Genomic DNA, 21,730 nt, shown 5'->3' on the forward strand with positions numbered 1-21,730 from the left:
CTGCCGGCCGCTTGAGCGGCGGCCGAAAGCCCCCATTTCTGCGCAGTCGGCCCGCCCCGGGCGATTCGGGGCGCCGGCCGGCGGCGGGCGTTTGCTAACGTATGCGGCAGCGCCGGCGCCGTCGTCGCTCTCACTCAAGGCTGGCCACTGACTTGGAATACAAGGACTACTACAAGGTACTCGGCGTCCCCCGCTCGGCCTCGGCCGAGGAGATCAAGCGCGCCTATCGCAAGCTGGCGCGCGAGTTCCATCCGGACAAGAACAAGGGCGCCGGCGCCGAAGAGCGCTTCAAGGAGATCAACGAAGCCAACGAAGTGCTCAGCGACGCCGAGAAACGCAAGGCCTACGACACGCTGGGCGCCAACTGGAAGGCGGGCCAGCAGTTCACGCCGCCGCCCGGCTGGAGCGGCTTCGGCCAGGGCGGACCGGGTTTCGGCCGCGCCCGCGGCGGCGCGGGCTTCGGCGGCGCCGCCGGCGCCGCCGGCTTCTCCGACTTCTTCTCGCAGCTGTTCGGCGGCATGGGCAATGCCGGCGGCTTCGGCGGCGGCGGCTTCCAGGACTTCGACGAAGCCGAGGACACGCGCGCGCGGCTGGCGATCGCGCTCGAGGATTCGTACCAGGGCGCGCAGAAGCAGATCAGCATCGGTGGCCGCACGCTCAATGTGCGCATCCCGCAGGGCGTGACAGCCGGACAGACCATCCGCCTCGCCGGCCAGGGCACGCAGGGCGGTGATCTGCTGCTGGAGATCGAATTCGCGCCGCATCCGCAATTCAAGCTCGACGGCCGCGACATCACGGTGACGGTCAGCGTCGCGCCCTGGGAAGCCGCGCTCGGCGGCAAGATCGCCGTGCCGACGCTGGGCGGCAGCGTCGAACTGAATCTGCCGGCGAATTCGCGCAGCGGCCAGAAACTGCGCCTCAAGGGCCGCGGCCTGCCCGGCAAGACGGCCGGCGACCAGTTCGTGCAGCTGCAGATCACGACCCCGCCGGCGACCAACGACGACGAGCGCGCGTTCTACACGCAAATGGCCGAGCGCTTCGCGAACTTCAATCCGCGCGCCTGATCCGCGCCGCCCACCTCGAGAAGCCCCGCGGGAGCGGGGCTTTTTTCCTGCGTCGCGGCGTTACGGGCCTCCCGCTTCGCGGTGATAGCGCGTCGCGACTTCGACCTCGTTCTTCGAACCGAGGAAGACGGCGACGCGCTGATGCAGCTTGTCCGGCTGGATGTCCATGATGCGCCGCATGCCGTCGGTCGCGGCGCCGCCGGCCTGCTCGACGATGAAGCTCATCGGATTGGCTTCGTACATCAGGCGCAGCTTGCCCGGCTTGTCCGGTTCCCTCCGGTCGCGCGGGTAGATGAAGATGCCGCCGCGCGTCAGGATGCGATGCACGTCGGCGACCATCGACGCGACCCAGCGCATGTTGAAGTCCTTGCCGCGCGGGCCGGTCTTGCCTTCCAGCAGTTCGGCGACGTACTTCTGCATCGGCGGGAACCAGTGGCGCTGGTTCGACATGTTGATCGCGAATTCCTTGGTGTCCTCCGGAATCTTCATGTCGCGCTGCGTGAGCAGGAACGAGCCGAGTTCGCGATCGAGCGTGAACGCATGCGTGCCATGACCGACGGTCAGCACCAGCATCGTGCTCGGCCCATAGGTCGTATAGCCGGCGGCGACCTGCTTGCTGCCCGGCTGCAGGAAGTGCCTGGCTTCGAGCTTGTCGATGCCGTCCGCGCACTGCAGCACCGAGAAAATGGTGCCGACGCTGATGTTGACGTCGATGTTGCTCGAGCCGTCGAGCGGATCGAACAGCAGCAGGTACCTGCCCTTCGGATAGGCGTTCGGCACTTCGACGAAATCGTCCTCCTCCTCGGACGCGAAGCCGGCAAGATGGCCGCCCCACTCGTTCGCCTCGATGAGAATCTCGTTCGAGAGCACATCGAGCTTCTTCTGCGCCTCGCCCTGGATGTTGCCGGTGCCGGCGTCGCCGAGCACGCCGCCAAGCGCGCCGCGGTTGACCGCGTGCGAGATCGCCTTGCAGGCGCGCGCGACGACCTCGATCAGCAGGCGCAGGTCGGCGGTGATGTGGCCGGCACGTTGTGCCTCGATCAAGAAGCGCGTCAGGGCGATGGGCTTGTTCGGCGGCGTCATGGGCGGCGGTCAGTCTCGTCGGCGGGGGAACGGCAGGGCGCTATTGTCCCGGCTGGCGACGGCTTTGGAAAGCGGGATGCGCGGCGGCGGCGTTGTCAGGGCATGCTGCATCGGCGCGCAAGCGCGCCTGACTTCGATGGGCATCTCCGCAAGGACGCCCGGAAGGATGCACTCGGCGCTCTGCGCCTCGCCCTGCGGGTGCGCCTGCGGCGCATGCGATCCGGCTGCGCCGGATCGTCGAACCACGCATAGTCTGTCGGAGGTTCGAATCCTGACGGTGAACCTGGCAATCCAAACAAAAAGCCCTGCATGGCAGGGCTTTTTGTTTGGATAAATGGTGCGCCCGGAAGGATTCGAACCTCCGACCCCTTAGTTCGTAGCCAAGTGCTCTATCCAGCTGAGCTACGGGCGCACACTAACCTTGTGTTCGGTACTGCAGTAAAAACTGGCGGAGCGAGAGGGATGGCTCGGCTGCGCCTCGTCCTTCCGCTTCACTCCAGGATTGTTCGAAAGCCAGGCTTCCGAACAACGCACGACGCTTCGCGTCGTGCACGAACCCTTCGTTTCCGGAGGGTTCGAAACCTCTACATCTGTCCTTCGCTAAAAAGCCGGCGGCCCCTTAGCGAAGGACTGGCGGAGTGAGAGGGATTCGAACCCTCGATACGGTTTTAGCCGTATACACCCTTAGCAGGGGTGCGCCTTCGTCCACTCGGCCATCACTCCGGGACTGCAAGGCCGAGCTAGGCCCGGCTCACTCGTTCACCGGAGTATGGCCCGGCGAGGGGCGCAATTCTAACGATGTAGTTTGCGAAAGAAAAGAAAAACTTTGCTGCCGAGCAGCGAGCGGCTCGGCACGCGGCAGCGATGACTTCAGGCCGCTGCCGCGGACGCGGCCTTGTTGCCTTCGTCGTCCTCGCGCTTGATGCGCTCGAAGATTTCTTCGCGATGCACGGCGACATCGCGCGGCGCCTTGACGCCGATGCGCACCTGGTTTCCCTTGACCCCGAGGACGGTCACGACGATGTCATCGCCGATCACCACCGTCTCGCCTACGCGCCTGGTCAGAATGAGCATGGGTTCCCTCCTTGAACACTCGTTTTAGTTTCAGAGCTCCCCTGCCAGAAAGCTATCCCCATTCGAGTACTTTCGCCTGTGGATAAGCGCCTTACGTCGGCTCGCGCGCCTCTTCCAGCCCGAAGGCCTTGTGCAGCGTGCGGACCGCCAGTTCCAGGTACATCTCGTCGATCACGACTGAAATCTTGATCTCGGAGGTCGAGATCATGCGGATGTTGATGCCGGCCGCGGCCAGCGCCTTGAACATCTTCGAGGCGATGCCGGCGTGGCTGCGCATGCCGACACCGACCAGCGAGACCTTGACGATGTCCGATGCGCCTTTCACGCCCTTGGCGCCGAGTTCGCTGGCCAGCTTGCGGGCGATCTCCTGCGTGCGCTCGTAGTCGTTGCGGTGCACGGTGAAGGTGAAATCTGTCGTGCCGTCGGCGCCGATGTTCTGCACGATCATGTCGATCTCGATGTTGGCGTCGCCGACCGGACCGAGGATGGCCGCGGCGATGCCCGGACGGTCCGGCACGCCGGCGACGGTGAGCTGGGCCTCGTCGCGGTTGAACGCGATGCCGGAGATGAGCGGTTCTTCCATCGTGCTGTCCTCAAGCGTGATCAGGGTGCCGGGGCCGTCGACGAAGGTCGACACCACGCGCAGCGGAACTTTGTACTTGCCCGCGAATTCAACGGAACGGATCTGCAGAACCTTGGAGCCGAGGCTCGCCAGTTCGAGCATTTCCTCGAAGGTGATCTTGTCGAGGCGCCGCGCCTTCGGCTCGACGCGCGGATCGGTCGTGTAGACACCGTCGACGTCGGTGTAGATCTGGCATTCGTCGGCCTTCAGCGCGGCGGCCAGCGCGACGCCCGTGGTATCCGAGCCGCCGCGGCCGAGCGTGGTCACGCTGCCGGTCTCGTCGATGCCCTGGAAGCCGGCGACGACCGGCACGATGCCGGCTTCGCAGTCGGCGCGCAGCCGGGTGGCGTCGATATCCTGGATGCGCGCCTTCATGTAGGCGCTGTCGGTGCGGATCGGCACCTGCCAGCCCGTGTACGAGCGCGCCGGCACGCCAGCCTTCTCGAGCGCCAGCGCCAGCAGGCCAATCGTCACCTGCTCGCCGGTCGCGGCGATCTGGTCGAACTCGCGCTGGTTGCCGCGCGGCGCGATCGACTTGGCGAGCTTGAGCAGGCGGTCGGTCTCGCCGGACATCGCCGAGACCACGACCACGACCTGATGCCCCTTCGCGCGCCAGCTCGCGACCTTGCCGGCGACGTGCTCGATGCGCTCGACCGAGCCCATCGAGGTGCCGCCGTACTTCTGAACGATGAGTGCCATGTTTCCAGTTTCTGCTTTCGTAGAGCGGGAGCATCCCGCCGTTCTCGCCGTGCGGAAGGCGGGATTCGCGTCGCGGCTCCCGCCCTACAGTTTGGCTTCGATCCAGCCCGGCACCGAGGCGATGGCCGCCGGCAGCTGCGCCGGCTGCGTGCCGCCAGCCTGCGCCATGTCGGGACGCCCGCCGCCCTTGCCACCGACCTGCTGCGCGACGAAGTTGACGAGCTCGCCGGCCTTGACCTTGCCGGTCAGATCGGCGGTGACCCCGGCGATGAGGCTCACCTTGTCGCCGTTGGCGCTGCCGAGCACGACGATGCCGGAACCGAGCTTGTTCTTGAGCTGGTCCATCAGCGTGCGCAGGTCGTTGCCATCGACGCCGTCGAGCTTGGCGGCGAGCAGCTTGACGCCCTTGATGTCCTGCGCCTGCGCGGCGAGATCGGAACCGGCGCTCGACGCCAGCTTGCCCTTCAGCGCGGCGATTTCCTTGTCGAGCTGCTTGCTGCGCTCGATCAGCTGTTCGACCTTGGCGTCGACGTCGTCGGCGTTGCCGCGCACCAGTTCGCCGACCTTCTTCAGCTTGCCGTCGAGGCCGCGCAGATAGGCCAGCGAGTTCTCGCCGGTGATCGCCTCGATGCGGCGCACGCCGGCGGCGACGCCGCCTTCCGATACGATCTTGAACAGGCCGATGTCGCCGGTGCGCGAAACGTGTGTGCCGCCGCACAGCTCGGTCGAGAAATTGTTGTCGCCCTGGCCCATCGCCAGCACGCGCACTTCGTCGCCGTACTTCTCGCCGAACAAGGCCATGGCGCCGGCCTTGATCGCGTCGTCGTACTTCATCACCTCGGCCGTCACCGGCACGTTGGCGAGCACGGCGCGATTGACGCGGTTCTCGATCTCGGCGATCTCGTCCGCCGTCACGGGCGCATTGTGCGAGAAGTCGAAGCGCGTGCGCTGTTCGTCGACCAGCGAGCCCTTCTGCGCCACGTGCGTGCCGAGCACGTCGCGCAGCGCGCGGTGCAGCAGGTGCGTCGCCGAGTGGTTGCGCATGGTCGCGCGACGCACGCTGTCGCTGACCTCGGCCTTGACCGTGTCGCCGACCTTCAGCGCGCCGCCGTTCAGCACGCCGTGATGACCGAACACGCTGCCCTTGAGCTTCTGCGTGTCGCGCACCTCGAAGCGTGCAGCAGCCGTGCTCAAGGTGCCGCGGTCGCCGACCTGGCCCCCGGATTCGGCATAGAACGGCGTTTCGTCGAGCACGACGACGCCGGCCTCGCCCGCCTTCAGCTCGGACACCGACTGGCCGTCGCGGTACAGCGCCAGCACCTTGCCCTCGCCGTTCAGGCCTTCGTAGCCGATGAAGCAGGTCTCGGCGCCTTCGTAGACCAGCGTGCCGGCCGACTTGAAGCTGCTCGCGGCGCGCGCGCGTTCGCGCTGCGCGTCCATCTCGCGCTCGTAACCGGCCTCGTCGAGCTTGAGGTTCTTCTCGCGCGCGATGTCGGCGGTGAGGTCGAGCGGGAAGCCGTAGGTGTCGTAGAGCTTGAAGACGACGTCGCCCGGAATCGTGTCGCCGGAAAGCCTGGCGATGGCGTCGTCGAGCAGCTTCATGCCCTTGTCGAGCGTGATCGCGAAGCTGTCTTCCTCGGCGCGGATCGCCTTCTCGATCAGCGCGCGCTTCCCGTTCAATTCCGGATACGCGGCGCCCATGATCTCGGCCAGCGGCGCGACGAGCTTGTGGAAGAACGGCTCGTTGAGACCCAGCTTGTAACCGTGGCGGATCGCGCGGCGCATGATGCGGCGCAGGACGTAGCCGCGGCCTTCGTTCGAGGGCAGCACGCCGTCGGCGATGAGGAACGCGGTCGCGCGAATGTGATCGGCGATGACCTTCTGCGAGGCGTTCGCGTAGGGCTGCTGGCCGGCGAGCCTGGCGACCGCGCCGATCAGGTGGCGGAAGGTGTCGGTCTGGTAGTTGTCGTTCGTGCCCTGCATCAGCGCGCTGATGCGCTCGAGGCCCATGCCGGTGTCGACGCTCGGCGCCGGCAGCCTGGCCATGCTGCCGTCGGCGCCGCGCTCGAACTGCATGAAGACGACGTTCCAGATCTCGATCCAGCGATCGCCGTCTTCCTCGGCCGATCCCGGCGGGCCGCCCCAGATGCCCTTGCTGCCGTCCGGATCGTGGTCGTAGAAGATTTCGGTGCACGGGCCGCAGGGGCCGGTGTCGCCCATCGCCCAGAAATTGTCGGAGGCGTAGCGCGCGCCCTTGTTGTCGCCGATGCGCACAATGCGTTCGGTCGGCACGCCGATCCGGTCCTTCCAGATGCCGTAGGCTTCGTCGTCCTCGTGATAGACCGTCACCAGCAGGCGGCTCTTGTCGATGCCCAGCCACGCCGGCGAGGTGATGAATTCCCAGGCGTAGGCGATCGCGTCCGGCTTGAAGTAGTCGCCGAAGCTGAAGTTGCCGAGCATCTCGAAGAAAGTGTGATGCCGCGCCGTGTAGCCGACGTTCTCGAGATCGTTGTGCTTGCCGCCGGCGCGCACGCACTTCTGCGAGCTCGCCGCGCGCGTGTACGGGCGCTTGTCCTGGCCGGTGAAGACGTCCTTGAACTGCACCATGCCGGCATTGGTGAAGAGCAGCGTCGGGTCGTTGCCGGGCACGAGCGGCGACGAGGGCACGATCGTGTGGCCCTTGCTCCGGAAGAAATCCAGAAATTTCGCGCGCAGCTCGTTGCTGGTCATCGGTGCGGCCTGGACGAATGATTCGGGACACAAAAAGGGGCGTTATGGTAAACAAGTAGCCATTGCCCCGCCATACCACGACGCGCCGGCGTGCGCCGCGCCCGCGCCGTCAGTCATTCATGTCCGCGCGGCCGGGCTTCCGTAGAATCCGGGGCACCATGAATCCGACGCCCCTCCGCACGCTCGCCTTCCTGCTGATCGCCGTCTGCGCCGCCTGCGCCACACCAAGGCCGCCGCCGGAACCGCCGCCGCCCGCGCCGGAACCACCGCCGCCGCCGAAGATCGCCTTCGTGCTCGGCGGCGGCGGCGCACGCGGCTTCGCGCACATCGGCGTGCTGAAGATGCTCGACGCGCAGGGCCTGAAGCCGGATCTCATCGTCGGCACCAGCGCCGGCAGCGTCGCCGGCGCGCTCTACGCCTACGGCTACAACGCTTTCGACCTGCAGCAGATGGCCTTCGAGCTGGACCGCGCGACGATCACCGACTGGTCGATGTTCGGCAAGGGCCTGATTCGCGGCGAGGCGCTGCAGAACTTCGTCAACCAGGCGGTGCACAACACGCCGATCGAGCAGCTGAAGATTCCCTTCGCTTGCGTGGCGACGCGTGTCGACACCGGCCAGGCGGTGCTGTTCCAGCGCGGCAACGTCGGCCAGGCGGTGCGCGCCTCGTCGTCGGTGCCCGGCGTGTTCCAGCCGGCGCCGATCGGCGCGCTCGAATACGTCGACGGCGGGCTCGTCAGTCCGGTGCCGGTGCGCTACGCCAGGCAGCTCGGCGCGACCTTCATCATCGCCGTCGACGTCGCCACGCCGCCGGCCGGCACCGCGACCACCGGCAAGCTCGACACGGTGATGCGCACCTTCGAAATCATGGGCCAGTCCCTGCGCGACGCCGAGCTGCCGCAGGCCGACGTCATCATCACGCCCGATCTGAGCGGCATCAGCTCCAGCAACTTCGACAGCAAGCAGATGGCGATCCTGCAGGGCGAGCGCGCCGCGGTCGCGGCCATGCCGGCGATCCGCGCCAAGCTCGGTGAGCGCATGTCGCCAAGCCTGGCGATGCCGCCGCTGCCGTCGCCAATGGTCGCGCCGGCACCGCCGCCGGCCGCGGCTACGCTTCGGGGCACTCCCAGTCTTCCGCCTCCGGCGCTGAACTAGCGTCGCCACCCGCCGCCTTCAGCGCGGCGCGCGCGGCCTCGGCGGAAAAGCCATGACTGGCGAGGTAGCGGTACTGCTTCTGCCATTCGGCCGGCGTGCGCGGCGGCGCACGGAATTTGCGTGCGCGCAGCTCGGTGCACAGTGCCGGCCAGTCGGCTTCGGCGGCGTCGAGCGCGGCGCGCGCCTCGGCGTCCGGCACGCGCGCCGCCGCCAGCTCGGCGCGGATGCGCAGCGGCCCGTAACCCTGGGCCATGCGGTTGCGCACCAGCATCTCGGCATAGCGCGCGTCCGACTGCCAGCCCGCCTCCTGCATGCGTGCAACGGTGTCGCGCGCGGTGTCGGGCTCGGCACCACGCCGCTGCAGCTTCCGTGCGAGCTCGGCCGCGGAGTGCTCGCGCCGCGACAGCAGCTTCAGCGCGCGAGCGCGCGCGGCGTCCGGATCGAGCGACGGCTCGGCCGCGGCGCGGTCCCCGGCTCCGGCCTCGCGGCCGCTGCGCTTACTTGGCGGCGGCCGCTTCCGCACGCGCGGCGCGTTCCGGATTCAGCTTGACGCGGATCGCCTGCTCGATTTCGTCGGCGACTTCGGCGTGCTCCTTCAGGTAGGCACGGGCATTGTCCTTGCCCTGGCCGATCTTGTCGCCCTTGTAGGCGAACCAGGCGCCGGACTTGTCGACGATGCCGTTCTCGACGCCGAGATCGATCAGCTCGCCGAGCTTGGAGATGCCCTCGTTGTAGAGGATCTCGAAATGCGCCTCCTTGAACGGCGGCGCCATCTTGTTCTTGACGATCTTGACGCGCGTCTCGTTGCCGATGACCTCGTCGCCCTTCTTGATCGCGCCGGTGCGGCGGATGTCGAGGCGCACCGAGGCGTAGAACTTCAGCGCATTGCCGCCCGTCGTCGTTTCCGGCGAGCCGTACATGACGCCGATCTTCATGCGGATCTGGTTGATGAACACCACCAAGCACTTCGAACGCGAGATGTTGCCGGTCAGCTTGCGCAGGGCCTGCGACATCAGGCGCGCCTGCACGCCGACCACCGAATCACCCATCTCGCCTTCGATTTCCGCCTTCGGCACGAGGGCGGCGACCGAGTCGATGACGATGATGTCGACGCTGTTCGAGCGCACCAGCATGTCGACGATCTCGAGCGCCTGCTCGCCGGTGTCCGGCTGCGAGATGACGAGGTCCTCGATCTTCACGCCGAGCTTGGCGGCGTACTGCACGTCGAGCGCGTGCTCGGCGTCGATGAAGGCGGCGACGCCGCCGGCCTTCTGGCATTCGGCGACCGCGTGCAGGGTCAGCGTGGTCTTGCCCGACGATTCCGGGCCGTAGATCTCGACGACGCGGCCGCGCGGCAGGCCACCGATGCCGAGCGCCGTATCCAGCGTCAGCGAACCGGTCGACACGACTTCGACGTCGCGCGCCTGCTCGCCGGGGGCCATTTTCATGATCGCACCCTTGCCGAACTGCTTTTCGATCTGTGAAAGCGCGGCCTCGAGGGCCTTCTTGCGGTTTTCGTCCATGGCGTCTCAGTCAGCTTGTTGTAGGAGTCGGCGTAGTGTCGGCCGGCACGGGCTCAGAACCTGAGCCTGCGCGATCTGCCGCCGGGAATGTGTGCATTGTCCCACAGAATGTCGGCGCCGGCCGTCGCGCGGTGCCGACCGCCTCAGCTCGCCGCCGACCGCCGGGCAGGAAATTGCCTACACTACGCGCATAACTAAGGGGATGAGCCGGCCCGGCCGGTTGGGGAGTTTGCATGTTGTCCATTCGTTCGCAAGGGCTCGCTGCCGCGGCCCTGCTGTGCCTGTCGTCCGCCGCGCACGCCGGTCTGCTCGACGGCCTGGCGCAGACCACCGCCGCCCTGCAGGCTTCGCTGCAGCAGACGCGCGCCGCTTTCGCGGCCTCGATGGCGCAAATGGAAGCCGCCTTCGCCGAAACCGCGGCCAAGCTGGCGGCCGATTACCTCGAACCGACCGACGGCACGACGAGCTTCGAGGAGACCATCGTCCATCAGGGCGTCGGCCGCACCTCGCTGGTGATCCGCCCGCAGGCCGATGCGCCGGGCCTGGCACCGGCCGTGATCCTGCTGCATTTCGGACGCGGCACGCCGAAGGCCATGGCCAACCTGACGCACGCCGGCGATCTCGCCGCCGCGCACGGCGCCTGGGTCATCCTGCCGACCGCCGAGAACCGCAGCTGGAACGAGGACCCGTCGTCGAGCAAGTCGATCGATGACGTCGGCTATCTCGTCAAGGTGATCCAGAACGCGATCGCCCAGCATCCGATCGACCCGCAGCGCATCTACATGGCCGGCATGTCGAACGGCGGCTTCATGACCAGCCGCTTCGTCTGCGAACACGCCGAGATGGTTTCGGCGGCGGCGCAGGTGGTCGCGACCATGCACAAGAGCGAGGATGCCGTCTGCAAGCCGAGCCGCGCGGTGCCGATGACGCTGATCCTCGGCACCAACGATCCGCTGGTCCTCTACAACGCGCGCTTCGGCCTGCTGTCCGCGGCCGAGACCTTCGCGCGCTGGCAGAAGACCAACGGCTGTGACCCGTCCGGCGTGCTGACCGAGAACATCGCCGATTCGGCGAACGACGGCACCACGACCACGCTCGCGTACAACGAGGTCTGCAGCTCCGGCGCCGCCGTGCGGCTCTACACCGTCAACGGCGGCGGCCATACCTGGCCGGAAGGCAACGACGCCGACGCCAAGCTGCGCCTCGGCCGCACCTCGCACGATTTTGCCGCGACCGACGCGATCTGGGATTTCTTCAGGGACGACCAGCGCTAGCGAGCGCTGGCCAGCGCTCGCTAGCGCCGCCGTGCTGTCGAGGGCGCACCGCACACCGACGCGCGTCCTGCGTTCCCCTGCCCGGGGCCGCCTCGCCGCGACGCCGCACTGACTCTGCCGCCATGTCGGGCGTCCGCTGCAGCCAAGGACGCTCGCGACGGCCTCTCTTACCTTGCGCCGACACAGAACGACGGGCCCGGCGGCGTCCCAGGACGCGCGGGAAAGCCCGGCAGCGAGGAGAGTCATACGCCCATGCAGCACGCCGCGGCCTCGATCGCCGCCGCCCGCGAGCGCTCCGCCAGACCGTCGACCGGACGTCGCCCGCATGCGACGGACCGCACGCGGAGCGAGCAACGAGCCGCATTGGAAGGGTTGGGGATGTGTGTTCTTCGGCGGCCGCAAGGCCGCCTTCTTTTAGCCCAGCCATTCGCCACAACATTCCGGGGAGAAACCACATGGCCTCGAGCCGACTACAGCCGGTCACGCGCGCCTTGGGCGCGCCGGCGCCGGACGCGCTGACGCAGCTCGACGACGGTACGCTCGAGCATCTGGCCGCCGCCCTGCAGCGCGCGCGTCATCGACAGCGCGCACAGATGAGCGCGGCGACCGAAAGCGCGCTGCGGCACGTGCCGCTGCTGCTGCGCGGCGCCGTCAAGAAAGTGCTCGGCGTCCCATGAGCCAGCTGCAGATCCGCGCCGAGATCGCGCGCCTCGCCCGTCTGCTCGGCGATGACGGCGGTGACTTCGGCTATCTGGCGACGATCGACGTGCAGGCGCTGCGCCAGCTGCGCGAGCGCGCGACGGCGATGCTCTACGACGCCGACCGCGAATACCTGCAGCGCATCGCCGCGGCGACGCGCCTCGTGCCGGGCGCCATCACCGCGCTGATCGCCGAAAAGAGCCTCGGACCGCTGCTCTGCGCGCGCATCGCCGGCCTGCTGCCGGTCGACACGGCGGTCGACATCGCCCGGCGCCTGCCGGACGACTTCCTCGCCGATGTCTGCATCGAACTCGATCCGCGCCGCGCGCGGCCGGTGGTCGAGGCGATTCCGGTGCCGCGCGTGGTGTCCGTCTCGCTCGAACTCGCGCGGCGCGGCGAGCACGTGACCATGGGCCGCTTCGTCGACATCCTGAGCCTCGACGCCCTGGCGGCGACCATGCAGCGCATCACCGACGACGCCGCCCTGCTCAAGGTCGCGTTCTACGCCGAGGACCGCGCGCGCCTGAACCGCGTCATCGACCAGCTGCCGCCAGCGCGCTTCGGCGGCATCATCGCCGCGGCCATCGCCGACGACGGCGCGCTGTGGCCGGAGGCGCTGTCGCTGATCGCCGCGCTCGAACCGCGCTGGCGCCGCGCCTTCGGCGAACTGGCGCTGAAGCAGGAAACGGCGAGCGTGGCGCGCATCATCGCCATCACCGACGCGCAGCAGCTGTGGCCATCGCTGCTGCCGGTGGTCGACTGCATCGACGATGCGCAGGCGCTGCACAATCTGCACGCCGTGCTTGCCGCGCTCGATCCCGGCCTGCTCGCCGCCGTGAAGGCCCTGATCCGGCCGGGCGGCGGCGAGGCCACGTTCGCGCGGCTCGCCGGCTTCGCGTGGCCGGAGGCCCTGCGGCCGGTGTTCGCCGGCGACGCGCCCAGGCGACGCCGCGCCCGCCGCTGAAACTCACTCCTGCGGCACGAAGCGCTTGCCGAGCTTGCGCGCCAGGGTGCGGCGATGCATGCCGAGACGGCGCGCCGTCTCCGAGATATTGAAGCCGGTCTCGGCCAGCACCTCGTGGATGCGCTCCATCTCCAGCGTCTTGATCGAGGTCGGCCGCGCCGCGACCGGCACGTCGACATTGCCCGGCTGCGCGACGAAGGCCGCCTCGATGTCGTCGCTGTTGGAGGGCTTGACCAGATAATGGCAGGCGCCGAGCTTGATCGCCTCGACCGCCGTGGCGATGCTCGCGAAGCCGGTCAGCACGACGACGCGCATCGCCGCGTCGTGCTCGTGCAGGACCTGCACGACCGACAGTCCCGAGGCCGGGCCGAGCTTGAGATCGACGACGGCGTGGCCCGGCGTCTCCTGCGCCAGCAGCGCGCGCACCTCGTCGGGCGCGGCCGCCAGCAGCACGCGCCAGCCGCGCCGTTCGAAGGAACGCTTCAGCGTGCGCGCGAACGCCGCGTCGTCCTCGACGATCAGCAGCAGTTTGGGCGCTTCATCGTTCACCGCGATCTCCGATCGACAACGCCGCCAGCGGCAGGCGCAGCGTCACCATCGCGCCGCCGCCTTCGACATTCCGCGCCTCGACGCGGCCACCGAGCTTGCGCACGACGTTGACCACGAGAAACAGGCCCAGTCCGCCGCCCGGCCGGCCCTTGCTCGACTGGTAGGGCTTGCCGAGCTGCGCGAGCATCTCCGGCGCAAAGCCGGGGCCGCGATCGCGCACCGCGAGCGTCAGCGAATCGTCGTCGCCGGACACCTTGAAGCCGACCCAGTCCGGCGAAGCCTCGAGCGCGTTGTCGAGCACGTTGCCGAGAATCTGCTTGAGCGCGGAATCGGAGACGATGCTGCGCTCGTCGTCGTCGATCTGCAGCTCGTAGGCCAGCTCGCGCACCGGCCGCGTCGCCGTCCAGTCCTCGACCAGATCGTCGAAGAAGGCGGCGATCGTCGTCACTTCCGGATGCTCGCCGCGCGCCTCGCCGGCCGACAGCAGGATGCCGGTGACGATGGTCTTGCAGCGCTTGACCTCGGCCTGCATGTCCTCGATCTCGGCGAGCAGTTCCGGCGATTCGCGGAACACCGGCATGCGCTTCCAGTCGCCGAGAATGACCGACAGCGTCGCCAGCGGCGTGCCGAGCTCGTGCGCGGCGCCCGAGGCGAGCAGGCCCATGCGCACGATGTGATCCTCCTCGGCGGCGCGCTGGCGCAGATCGGCGAGACGCGCATCGCGCGCACGCAGATTGCGGTTGATGCGCGTCATGAACACGACCAGCAGCGCCACGTCCATCACGAAGCAGATCAGCATGCCGATGATGTGCAGCTGGAACAGTTCCTCGTGGCTGCCGGACGGCAGCTGCAGGGGTACATAGAACAGCGTGAGTCCGGCGAAGCAGAGGCTGGTGATCGCGACCAGGGTCCACGTCGACCAGGCCTCGAGCAGCACGGCGGCCAGCGTGACCTGCAGCGGATAGAGGAAGACGAAGGGATTGGTCGCGCCGCCGCTGAAATAGAGCAGCGCCGTCAGCGCGGCGACATCGACCAGTAGGCCGGCGAACAGCGCACCATTGCTGACGTCGCCCTGCGCGCGCGGCCGCAGCAGGCTGAACAGGTTCAGTACGACGAGGCCGGAAACCACCAGCAGCATCGGCAGCAGCGGCAGGGCGACGCCGAACACGAACTCGACGAAGCCGATCGTCAGGATCTGCCCGACCACGGCGATCCAGCGCAGCTGGATCAGCTGCAGCATGTTCTGCTGGCCGACGGTCTCGCCGGCGGAGGCGATCAATGAACGTCCGACGACGGCTTGGCGTAAGGGCACGTCCGCTCCCGCTGCAAGGGAGCGACAGTTTATCGATCCGGCCACAATGAACTTGAATCGGATCTGAGCCCCGGCCGGCGTGGCCGGATCAATAACAAGACCCGTGCTCTGTGCGTATTGAGGCGGCAACCGCGCATTCGGCAAAGTCCGCAGGCGTTCGGCCGAGTATTCAACATTTTCAAGTTCATTATGGCCGCCTCAGTAACGGCCGCCGGGACGACGCAGCCGCCACTCGTGGCGGCCGACGACGATCGCCGCGCCGAGGACCATCGCCGCGAGCGTGTACCAGGTCAGCAGATAGACGAGGTGACTGTTGTGGAAGCGCACGACGGTGAGGCCGCCGACCGGCCAGCCGCCGGGATTCGCCGCGGCGTCGGCGTCGATGAAGAACGGCGCGACGTCCGCGGCCGGCAGGCCGTCGGCGGCGGCGATCGCGGCGACGTCGCGCGAGTACCAGCGGCCGCGCGCCGGATCGTTGCGACGAAGGAACGCACCCTGCGGCTCGCTGCGACGCAGCAGGCCGGTGAGGCGCGTTTCACCTTCGCTCCGGCCGGCGGCGCGCGTCGCGGCATCGCGATGCTCGCCGTCGACGAAGCCGCGGTTGACGAGAATCACGCTGCCGTCGGCACGGCGCAGCGGCGTCAGCACCCAGAAGCCGGGGCCGCGTTCGGTGACCGCCTGCACCAGCGTTTCGTGCGCATGGTCGAAGACGCCCGTGGCACGCACTTTCAGGTATTCGTTTCGCGCGGCGTCGAACTGCGCCCAGGCCTCGCGCCCCGGCGCCTCGACCGGCGCCGCAGCGAGGCGTTGCTCGACGCGGGCGATGAGATCGAGCTTCCACGCGCGCCGCTCGGCCTGCCAGGTGCCGAGCGCGACGAACACCGCGAACAGCAGCAGCGCGAGCAGGCCGAGCCCGAGAAGTGCCGCGACCGACCGCGGCACGGCGCGCGCGCGGCGCGCCACGTCCTCAGGGCATGTTGCGCATGTCATGCACGCTCGGCGGCATCATGTTGGCATTCATGTGGTACATGACCCACAGCGAGCCGCTCAGCGTGATGATCACCAGCACGCCGGTGAAGATCAGCGCCAGCATGTTCCAGCCGCCTTCGGACGAGGTGTTCATGTGCAGGAAGTACACCATGTGCACGAAGATCTGCACGAAGGCGAAGGCCAGCACGACGACGGTCGCCGTGTGGTTCGACTTGAACACGTCGCCCATGACGATCCAGAACGGGATCGCGGTCAGGATCACCGACAGGACGAAGCCCGTCATGTAGCCCTTCAGCGTCGAATGCGGCGCGCCGCCGCCGTGGCCGTGGTCATGGCTGTGCACGTGCGGTTCGTCGGCACCGCCGTGCGCGCCGCTGGCGTTGTGGTGCGTCGTGCTCACCGCAGCACTCCCATCAGATAGACGAAGGTGAAGACGCCGATCCAGACGACGTCGAGGAAGTGCCAGAACAGCGACAGGCAGCTCAGGCGGCGCTGGTTGACGGCGGTGAGGCCGCGCTGGCCCACCTGCACCATCAGCACCACCAGCCAGATGATGCCGAAGCTCACGTGCAGGCCATGCGTGCCGACCAGCGTGAAGAACGACGACAGGAAGGCGCTGCGCTGCGGGCCGGCGCCTTCGGCGATCATGTGGTGGAACTCGGTCAGCTCGATGCCGAGGAACGCGAGACCGAAGCAGCCGGTGACGAACAGCCAGATCAGCGTCGGGATTTTGTTGCTGCGCTGCATCTCCAGCATGGCGAAGCCGTAGGTGATCGACGACAGCAGCAGCATCGACGTGTTCACCGCGACCAGCGGCAGATCGAACAGTTCCTTCGGCCCGGGGCCGGCCGCGTAGCTGCCGCCGAGCACGCCGTACATGGCGAACAGGCAGGCGAAGATCAGGCAGTCGCTCATCAGGTACAGCCAGAAGCCGAGCAGCGTGCCGTTCTCCGGATGATGGTCCTCGGTGAGATAGAAGACCGGGGCCTCGCCGGCATTGGATGCCATCTGTGCAGTCGTCGACATGATTCAGACCTGTTGCGCGAGCAGCCGCGTGCGCTCGCCTTCGACCCGCGCGACCTCTTCGGCCGGGATGTGGAAGTCGCGATCGCTGTTGAAGGTGTGCGCGATGGCGCTGGCGACGAGTGCCACGAACGCCGCACCCGCCATCCACCAGATGTGCCAGATCAGCGCGAAGCCGCAGGCCATCGCCAGGCCGGCGAGCACGATGCCGGCGGCCGTGTTCTTCGGCATGTGGATCGGCAGGAAGCCCGAGGTCGGCCGCCGGTGGCCGCGCTGCTTCATGTCCGCCCAGGCGTCCTGCTCGTGCACGCGCGGCGTGAAGGCGAAGTTGTAGGCCGGCGCCGGCGAGGAGGTCGACCACTCCAGGGTGCGGCCGTTCCATGGATCGCCGCTGCTGTCGCGCAGCCTGGCGCGGTCGCGGATGCTCACGTAGAGCTGCACGAGGAAGGCCATGATGCCGAACAGGATCAGCACCGCGCCGACCAGCGCGATCTGGAACCAGATCTGCAGCGAAGGATCGTCGAAATGGCTGAGACGGCGCGTCACGCCCATCAGGCCGAGCACATACAGCGGCGTGAAGGCGATCCAGTAGCCGCTCAGCCAGAACCAGAACGAGACCTTGCCCCAGAACGGATCGAGCCGGAAGCCCATCGCCTTGGGGAACCAGTAGTTGATGCCGGCGAACAGGCCGAACACCACGCCGCCGATGATCACGTTGTGGAAGTGTGCGATCAGGAACAGCGAGTTGTGCAGCACGAAGTCGGCCGGCGGCACCGCGAGCAGCACGCCGGTCATGCCGCCGACGACGAAGGTCACCATGAAGCCGACCGCCCACAGCATCGGCACCTCGAAGCGGATGCGGCCGCGGTACATGGTGAACAGCCAGTTGAACATCTTCGCGCCGGTGGGGATCGAGATGATCATCGTGGTGATGCCGAAGAACGAGTTGACGCTCGCGCCCGAGCCCATCGTGAAGAAATGATGCAGCCACACGAGATACGAGAGGATGGTGATGACCACCGTCGCGTAGACCATCGAGGCGTAGCCGAACAGCTTCTTGCCGGAGAACGTCGACACCACTTCCGAGAACACGCCGAACACCGGCAGGATCAGGATGTAGACCTCGGGATGGCCCCAGATCCAGATCAGGTTCACGTACATCATGGCGTTGCCGCCGAAATCGTTCGTGAAGAAATTGGTGCCGACGTAGCGGTCCAGCGACAGCAGCGCGAGCACGGCGGTCAGCACCGGGAAGGCGGCGACGATCAGCACGTTGGTGCACAGCGCGGTCCAGGTGAAGATCGGCATCTTCATCAGCGTCATGCCGGGCGCGCGCATCTTGACGATGGTGACGATGAAGTTGACGCCGGACAGCAGGGTGCCGACGCCGGCGATCTGCAGCGACCAGGCGTAGTAATCGACGCCGACATCGGGGCTGTAGGCGATGCCCGACAAGGGCGGATATGCCAGCCAGCCGGTCTTGGCGAACTCGCCGACGAACAGCGACAGCATCACCAGCACCGCGCCGGCCACCGTCATCCAGAAGCTGAAGTTGTTGAGGAACGGAAAGGCCACGTCGCGCGCGCCGATCTGCAGGGGCACGACGATGTTCATCAGGCCGACGACCAGCGGCATCGCCACGAAGAAGATCATGATCACGCCGTGCGCGGTGAAGATCTGGTCGTAGTGATGCGGCGGCAGATAGCCCATCGAATCGCCGAAGGCCCAGGCCTGCTGGATGCGCATCATGATGGCGTCGGAAAAGCCGCGCAGCAGCATGACCACGCCGAGCACGATGTACATGATGCCGATCTTCTTGTGATCGACGCTGGTGAACCAGTCGCGCCACAGCATGCCCCAGGCGCCGAGCCGCGTGATCAGCGCGAGCAGCGCCACGCCGCCGATGGCGACGGCGATGAAGGTCCACAGCAGGATCGGCTCGTGGAACGGAATCGCGTCCCAGCTCAGGCGGCCGAAGAGGAAGCTCGTGGTGTTGGCGGTTTCGTGCATCGTCGGGTCCGGACAGCAGCTCGTGCTGGCGTTCAGCGCGCGGCCGAGGCGGCAAGGCGGGAGGAAAAGGCGGCCGGCACGAGGTCGGCGCTGCACATCGACAGCACGTAGTTGCCGCGCGGACGTTCACCGGCGGCGATGGCGCGCGGCCGGTCGTAGGCCAGATTGGCGACATTGGCGATGCCGGCCAGGCCGCCGATGCCGCCCTGCGCGTCGATCGCCATCATCTGGCTCATGCACATCTTCGTGCGGTCGACGCAGAGATTGACGATGGCGTCGAACAGCGACGCATCGACCGTCGCGTAGTGGCGCACCGGCTCGCGCACGCTGGGCTTCTCGAGCTGCTGGTAGTCCTCGCGCCGCAGGGCCGTGCCGTCGCGCTTGACCCGCTCGACCCACCGCGCGAAATCCGCCTGGGCAAGGCCGTGGAACTTGAACTTCATGTCGGAGAACCCGGCGCCGCTGTAGTTCGCCGAAAAGCCTTCGAATTCGCCCGGCGCGTTGATGACGGCGTGGAGCTGCGTCTGCATCGCCGGCATCGCATAGACCTGGCCGGCGAGCGCGGGAATGAAGAACGAGTTCATCACCGATGAGGCGGTCAGCGTGAAATGGATCGGCGTGTCGACCGGCGCCGCCAGCTCGTTGACGGTGGCGATGCCATAGCCGGGATAGATGAACAGCCACTTCCAGTCGAGCGCCACGACCTGCACGTCGAGGGTCTTCGCGTCGGCGGGCAACCGGCGCGCCGCATCGAGCCGTTCGACCGGGCGATACGGATCGAGCGTGTGCGTGGTGATCCAGGTCAGCGCGCCGAGCGCGATGATGATGAGCAGCGGCGCCGACCAGATGATCAGCTCGAGCTGCGTCGAGTGATGCCAGTCCGGCTCGTAGCGCGCGTCCCGGTTCGATGCCCGGTAACGCCAGGCGAAGAACAGCGAGAGGAAGATCACCGGCACGATGATCAGCAGCATCAGCACCGTCGAGATGATGATGAGGTCGCGCTGCTGGACGGCGATGTCGCCGGCCGGCTTGAGCACCACGGCGCTGCAGCCGCTCAGCAAAATCAGCAGCGCCAGCAACGGCAATCCTCGCAGGAGTCTGACGGGCATGTCGGATCGTGTGCGGTTTCTCGGGATGCGCGACTGTAAGGATACTTCGGGCGGCCGGCGATTGGACGTTTTGTCCTATCGCCGGCCGGGCACGTGCCGTGCGATCGTTCGCCTCCGCCCGAAGCCGGGTCCGCGCGCCCGCTGGTCAGCCGGCCGCGTGCGGCGCACACTTCGGACGACGCATCCGAGCCACCCTGCCCGGTCACGAGCCACGGTCATGAACAACGGACAAACCCCGGTCGCGCACGCCTCCGACGCCGCCGCGCGCGATCTTCGCCAGCTGCACGCCGATCATGCGCAGGTCGGGCCGGGCGAAATCGCCATCGGCGTGGTCATCGGCCGCATCTCCGAATTCTTCGATTTCTTCGTGTTCGGCCTCGCCTCGGTGCTGGTGTTCCCGAAGGTGTACTTCCCCTTCGCCGCGCCGCTGCAGGCGATGGCGTATTCCTTCGCCGTGTTCTCGCTGGCCTTCGTCGCGCGCCCGTTCGGTTCGCTGCTGGCGCGCTTCATCCATCGCTGGTATGGCCGCGGCACCAAGCTGACGGTCGCGCTGTTCATGCTCGGCACCTCGACCGCCGGCATCGCCTTCCTGCCGAGTTACGAGGAGATCGGCATGGCGGCGATCGTGCTGCTGGCGCTGCTGCGCGTCGGCCAGGGTCTCGCGCTCGGCGCCAGCTGGGACGGCCTGCCCTCGCTGCTGGCGCTCAACGCGCCGAAGAACCGCCGCGGCTGGTACGCGATGATCGCGCAGCTCGGCGCGCCGCTCGGCTTCATGCTCGCCGCGGCGCTGTTCGCCTTCCTGCTGCACAGCCTGTCGGACGCCGATTTCCGCGAATGGGGCTGGCGCTATCCGTTCTACGTCGCCTTCGCGATCAATGTCGTCGCCCTGTTCGCGCGGCTGCGCCTGGTCGTCACGCCGGAGTTCACGCAGCTGCTGAAGACCCGCGAGCTGGTGCCCTCGCCGCTGCTGGAGCTGGTGCGCACGCAGGGCCGCAGCATCGTGCTCGGCGCACTGGCGCCGCTGGCCAGCTACGCGCTGTTCCATCTCGTCACGGTGTTCCCGCTGTCCTGGGTCACGCTGTTCACCCGGGACGCGGTATCCGAATATCTGACCGTGCAGCTCATCGGCGCGGCGATCGCCGTGCTGACCATGCTGATCGGCGGCACGGTCGCCGACCGCATCGGCCGCCGCAACACGCTGGCGACCGGCGCCGTGCTGATCGCGCTGTTCGCGATCGGCGGCATGACGCCGCTGTTCCTGCACGGCACCAAGACCGGCGCCTACATCTTCATCCTCGTCGGCTTCGCCCTGCTCGGCTTCACGCACGCGCAGGCCTCCGGCGTCGTCAATTCGAGTTTCGAAAGCCGCTTCCGCTACAGCGGCGCGGTGCTGACCTCGGATTTCAGCTGGCTGCTCGGCGCCGCCTTCGCGCCGCTGGTCGCGCTGCAGATCGCCGCGCATCTCGGCGTCGGCTACGTCGGCCTTTACCTGCTGTCGGGTTGCGTCGCGACGCTGGTCGCCCTGCGCCTGAGCCGCAGGCTCGACGGCAGGCCCGTGAAGGCCTGAGCGGACTGGCGGCACGACCCTCGCTTCACGGGAAGCGCCGGCCGGCTCCGGCGCGCATCGACGACGAAAAAGGCCGCGCATCGCTGCGCGGCCTTTTGGCTTTCGCTGCGCTGCCGCGGCGGCCCCCCGCCGCTCGGCAGCCCGGCTTACGCCATCGCCTCGTACAGCGGCAGCGTGAGGAACTCGGGGAAGTTGTCGGACAGTGACATCTCCTCGAAGATCTTCGCGGCCTGATCGTAGGTTGCGGTGTCTTCGCCGGCGGCGGTGACGGTGGCCTTCACCTT

At 67.6% G+C, this 21,730-nt stretch carries 19 protein-coding genes and 2 tRNA genes; 6 read left to right on the forward strand and 15 right to left on the reverse strand.

All coding sequences use genetic code 11. The features are described 5' to 3' along the window. Positions 1–152: 152 nt before the first annotated feature. On the forward strand, positions 153–1,064 hold the full coding sequence (locus K344_RS0110545; RefSeq protein WP_028080646.1) for a DnaJ C-terminal domain-containing protein: 912 nt from the start codon (positions 153–155) through the stop codon (positions 1,062–1,064). A 60-nt stretch (positions 1,065–1,124) separates the two neighbouring features. On the opposite strand, the gene K344_RS0110550 is transcribed toward K344_RS0110545, so the two are convergent. From K344_RS0110550 to alaS, 6 genes are all read right to left on the reverse strand, one after another. Beyond that, complete coding sequence (locus K344_RS0110550) at positions 1,125–2,147, reverse strand: class 1 fructose-bisphosphatase (RefSeq protein ID WP_028080647.1); 1,023 nt, start codon at positions 2,145–2,147, stop codon at positions 1,125–1,127. A gap of 335 nt (positions 2,148–2,482) precedes the next feature. Further along, positions 2,483–2,559: transfer RNA gene (locus K344_RS0110555), tRNA-Arg, on the reverse strand. Positions 2,560–2,778: 219 nt separating this feature from the next. Continuing rightward, positions 2,779–2,870: transfer RNA gene (locus tag K344_RS0110560), tRNA-Ser, on the reverse strand. A 147-nt stretch (positions 2,871–3,017) separates the two neighbouring features. Beyond that, positions 3,018–3,221 carry a carbon storage regulator CsrA gene (gene csrA / locus K344_RS0110565; protein ID WP_028080648.1) on the reverse strand — a complete coding sequence of 68 codons (204 nt, stop codon included), beginning with the start codon at positions 3,219–3,221 and terminating at the stop codon, positions 3,018–3,020. Positions 3,222–3,312: 91 nt separating this feature from the next. Continuing rightward, a complete protein-coding gene (locus K344_RS0110570) occupies positions 3,313–4,542 on the reverse strand; it encodes an aspartate kinase (protein WP_028080649.1) in 1,230 nt (409 codons plus the stop codon). A gap of 84 nt (positions 4,543–4,626) precedes the next feature. Continuing rightward, positions 4,627–7,272: an alanine--tRNA ligase gene (alaS, locus tag K344_RS0110575; protein WP_028080650.1), complete on the reverse strand. Its 2,646-nt coding sequence runs from the start codon at positions 7,270–7,272 to the stop codon at positions 4,627–4,629. A gap of 158 nt (positions 7,273–7,430) precedes the next feature. On the opposite strand from alaS, the gene K344_RS0110580 reads away from it, so the two are divergent. Then, positions 7,431–8,426, forward strand: coding sequence for a patatin-like phospholipase family protein (locus K344_RS0110580; RefSeq protein ID WP_028080651.1), 996 nt, complete (start codon positions 7,431–7,433; stop codon positions 8,424–8,426). Here the strand turns inward: K344_RS0110580 and K344_RS0110585 are convergent. Together K344_RS0110585 and recA are read right to left on the reverse strand one after the other, a co-directional pair. Then, a complete protein-coding gene (locus tag K344_RS0110585; RefSeq protein ID WP_028080652.1) occupies positions 8,380–8,949 on the reverse strand; it encodes a regulatory protein RecX in 570 nt (189 codons plus the stop codon). The genes K344_RS0110580 and K344_RS0110585 overlap by 47 nt on opposite strands. Then, entirely contained in the window at positions 8,924–9,949 is a 1,026-nt protein-coding gene (gene recA / locus K344_RS0110590; protein WP_028080653.1) for a recombinase RecA, read from the reverse strand. The genes K344_RS0110585 and recA overlap by 26 nt, the downstream gene beginning before the upstream one ends. Before the next feature lie 233 nt (positions 9,950–10,182). On the opposite strand from recA, the gene K344_RS21185 reads away from it, so the two are divergent. From K344_RS21185 to K344_RS21190, 3 genes are all read left to right on the forward strand, one after another. Next, positions 10,183–11,223 carry a prolyl oligopeptidase family serine peptidase gene (locus K344_RS21185; RefSeq protein ID WP_051362117.1) on the forward strand — a complete coding sequence of 347 codons (1,041 nt, stop codon included), beginning with the start codon at positions 10,183–10,185 and terminating at the stop codon, positions 11,221–11,223. A gap of 455 nt (positions 11,224–11,678) precedes the next feature. Then, positions 11,679–11,900 carry a hypothetical protein gene (locus K344_RS0110600; RefSeq protein WP_028080654.1) on the forward strand — a complete coding sequence of 74 codons (222 nt, stop codon included), beginning with the start codon at positions 11,679–11,681 and terminating at the stop codon, positions 11,898–11,900. Then, positions 11,897–12,886 (forward strand): hypothetical protein, encoded by a 990-nt coding sequence (locus K344_RS21190; protein WP_051362118.1) that lies wholly within the window; start codon positions 11,897–11,899, stop codon positions 12,884–12,886. Before K344_RS0110600 ends, K344_RS21190 begins: the two co-directional genes overlap by 4 nt. A gap of 3 nt (positions 12,887–12,889) precedes the next feature. Here K344_RS21190 and K344_RS0110610 read toward each other — a convergent pair whose 3' ends face one another. From K344_RS0110610 to cyoA, 7 genes are all read right to left on the reverse strand, one after another. Then, a complete protein-coding gene (locus tag K344_RS0110610; RefSeq protein WP_028080655.1) occupies positions 12,890–13,435 on the reverse strand; it encodes a response regulator transcription factor in 546 nt (181 codons plus the stop codon). Next, entirely contained in the window at positions 13,425–14,675 is a 1,251-nt protein-coding gene (locus tag K344_RS21195; RefSeq protein WP_084197263.1) for an ATP-binding protein, read from the reverse strand. Before K344_RS21195 ends, K344_RS0110610 begins: the two co-directional genes overlap by 11 nt. Before the next feature lie 270 nt (positions 14,676–14,945). Continuing rightward, a complete protein-coding gene (locus K344_RS0110620; RefSeq protein ID WP_028080656.1) occupies positions 14,946–15,737 on the reverse strand; it encodes an SURF1 family protein in 792 nt (263 codons plus the stop codon). Further along, complete coding sequence (cyoD, locus tag K344_RS0110625; RefSeq protein ID WP_028080657.1) at positions 15,715–16,137, reverse strand: cytochrome o ubiquinol oxidase subunit IV; 423 nt, start codon at positions 16,135–16,137, stop codon at positions 15,715–15,717. The genes K344_RS0110620 and cyoD overlap by 23 nt, the downstream gene beginning before the upstream one ends. After that, positions 16,134–16,763, reverse strand: coding sequence for a cytochrome o ubiquinol oxidase subunit III (gene cyoC / locus K344_RS0110630; protein ID WP_028080658.1), 630 nt, complete (start codon positions 16,761–16,763; stop codon positions 16,134–16,136). Before cyoC ends, cyoD begins: the two co-directional genes overlap by 4 nt. A 3-nt stretch (positions 16,764–16,766) precedes the next feature. Beyond that, complete coding sequence (cyoB, locus tag K344_RS0110635; RefSeq protein ID WP_028080659.1) at positions 16,767–18,770, reverse strand: cytochrome o ubiquinol oxidase subunit I; 2,004 nt, start codon at positions 18,768–18,770, stop codon at positions 16,767–16,769. A gap of 32 nt (positions 18,771–18,802) precedes the next feature. Beyond that, positions 18,803–19,879, reverse strand: coding sequence for a ubiquinol oxidase subunit II (gene cyoA / locus K344_RS0110640; RefSeq protein ID WP_028080660.1), 1,077 nt, complete (start codon positions 19,877–19,879; stop codon positions 18,803–18,805). A gap of 217 nt (positions 19,880–20,096) precedes the next feature. Here cyoA and K344_RS0110645 point away from each other — a divergent pair, with 217 nt between their 5' ends. Continuing rightward, positions 20,097–21,446, forward strand: a complete 1,350-nt coding sequence (locus K344_RS0110645) for an MFS transporter (protein WP_028080661.1) — start codon at positions 20,097–20,099, stop codon at positions 21,444–21,446. The last annotated feature ends 284 nt before the right edge of the window (positions 21,447–21,730 follow it).

The sequence above is a fragment of the Solimonas soli DSM 21787 genome, assembly GCF_000474945.1.
GTDB lineage: Bacteria > Pseudomonadota > Gammaproteobacteria > Nevskiales > Nevskiaceae > Solimonas > Solimonas soli.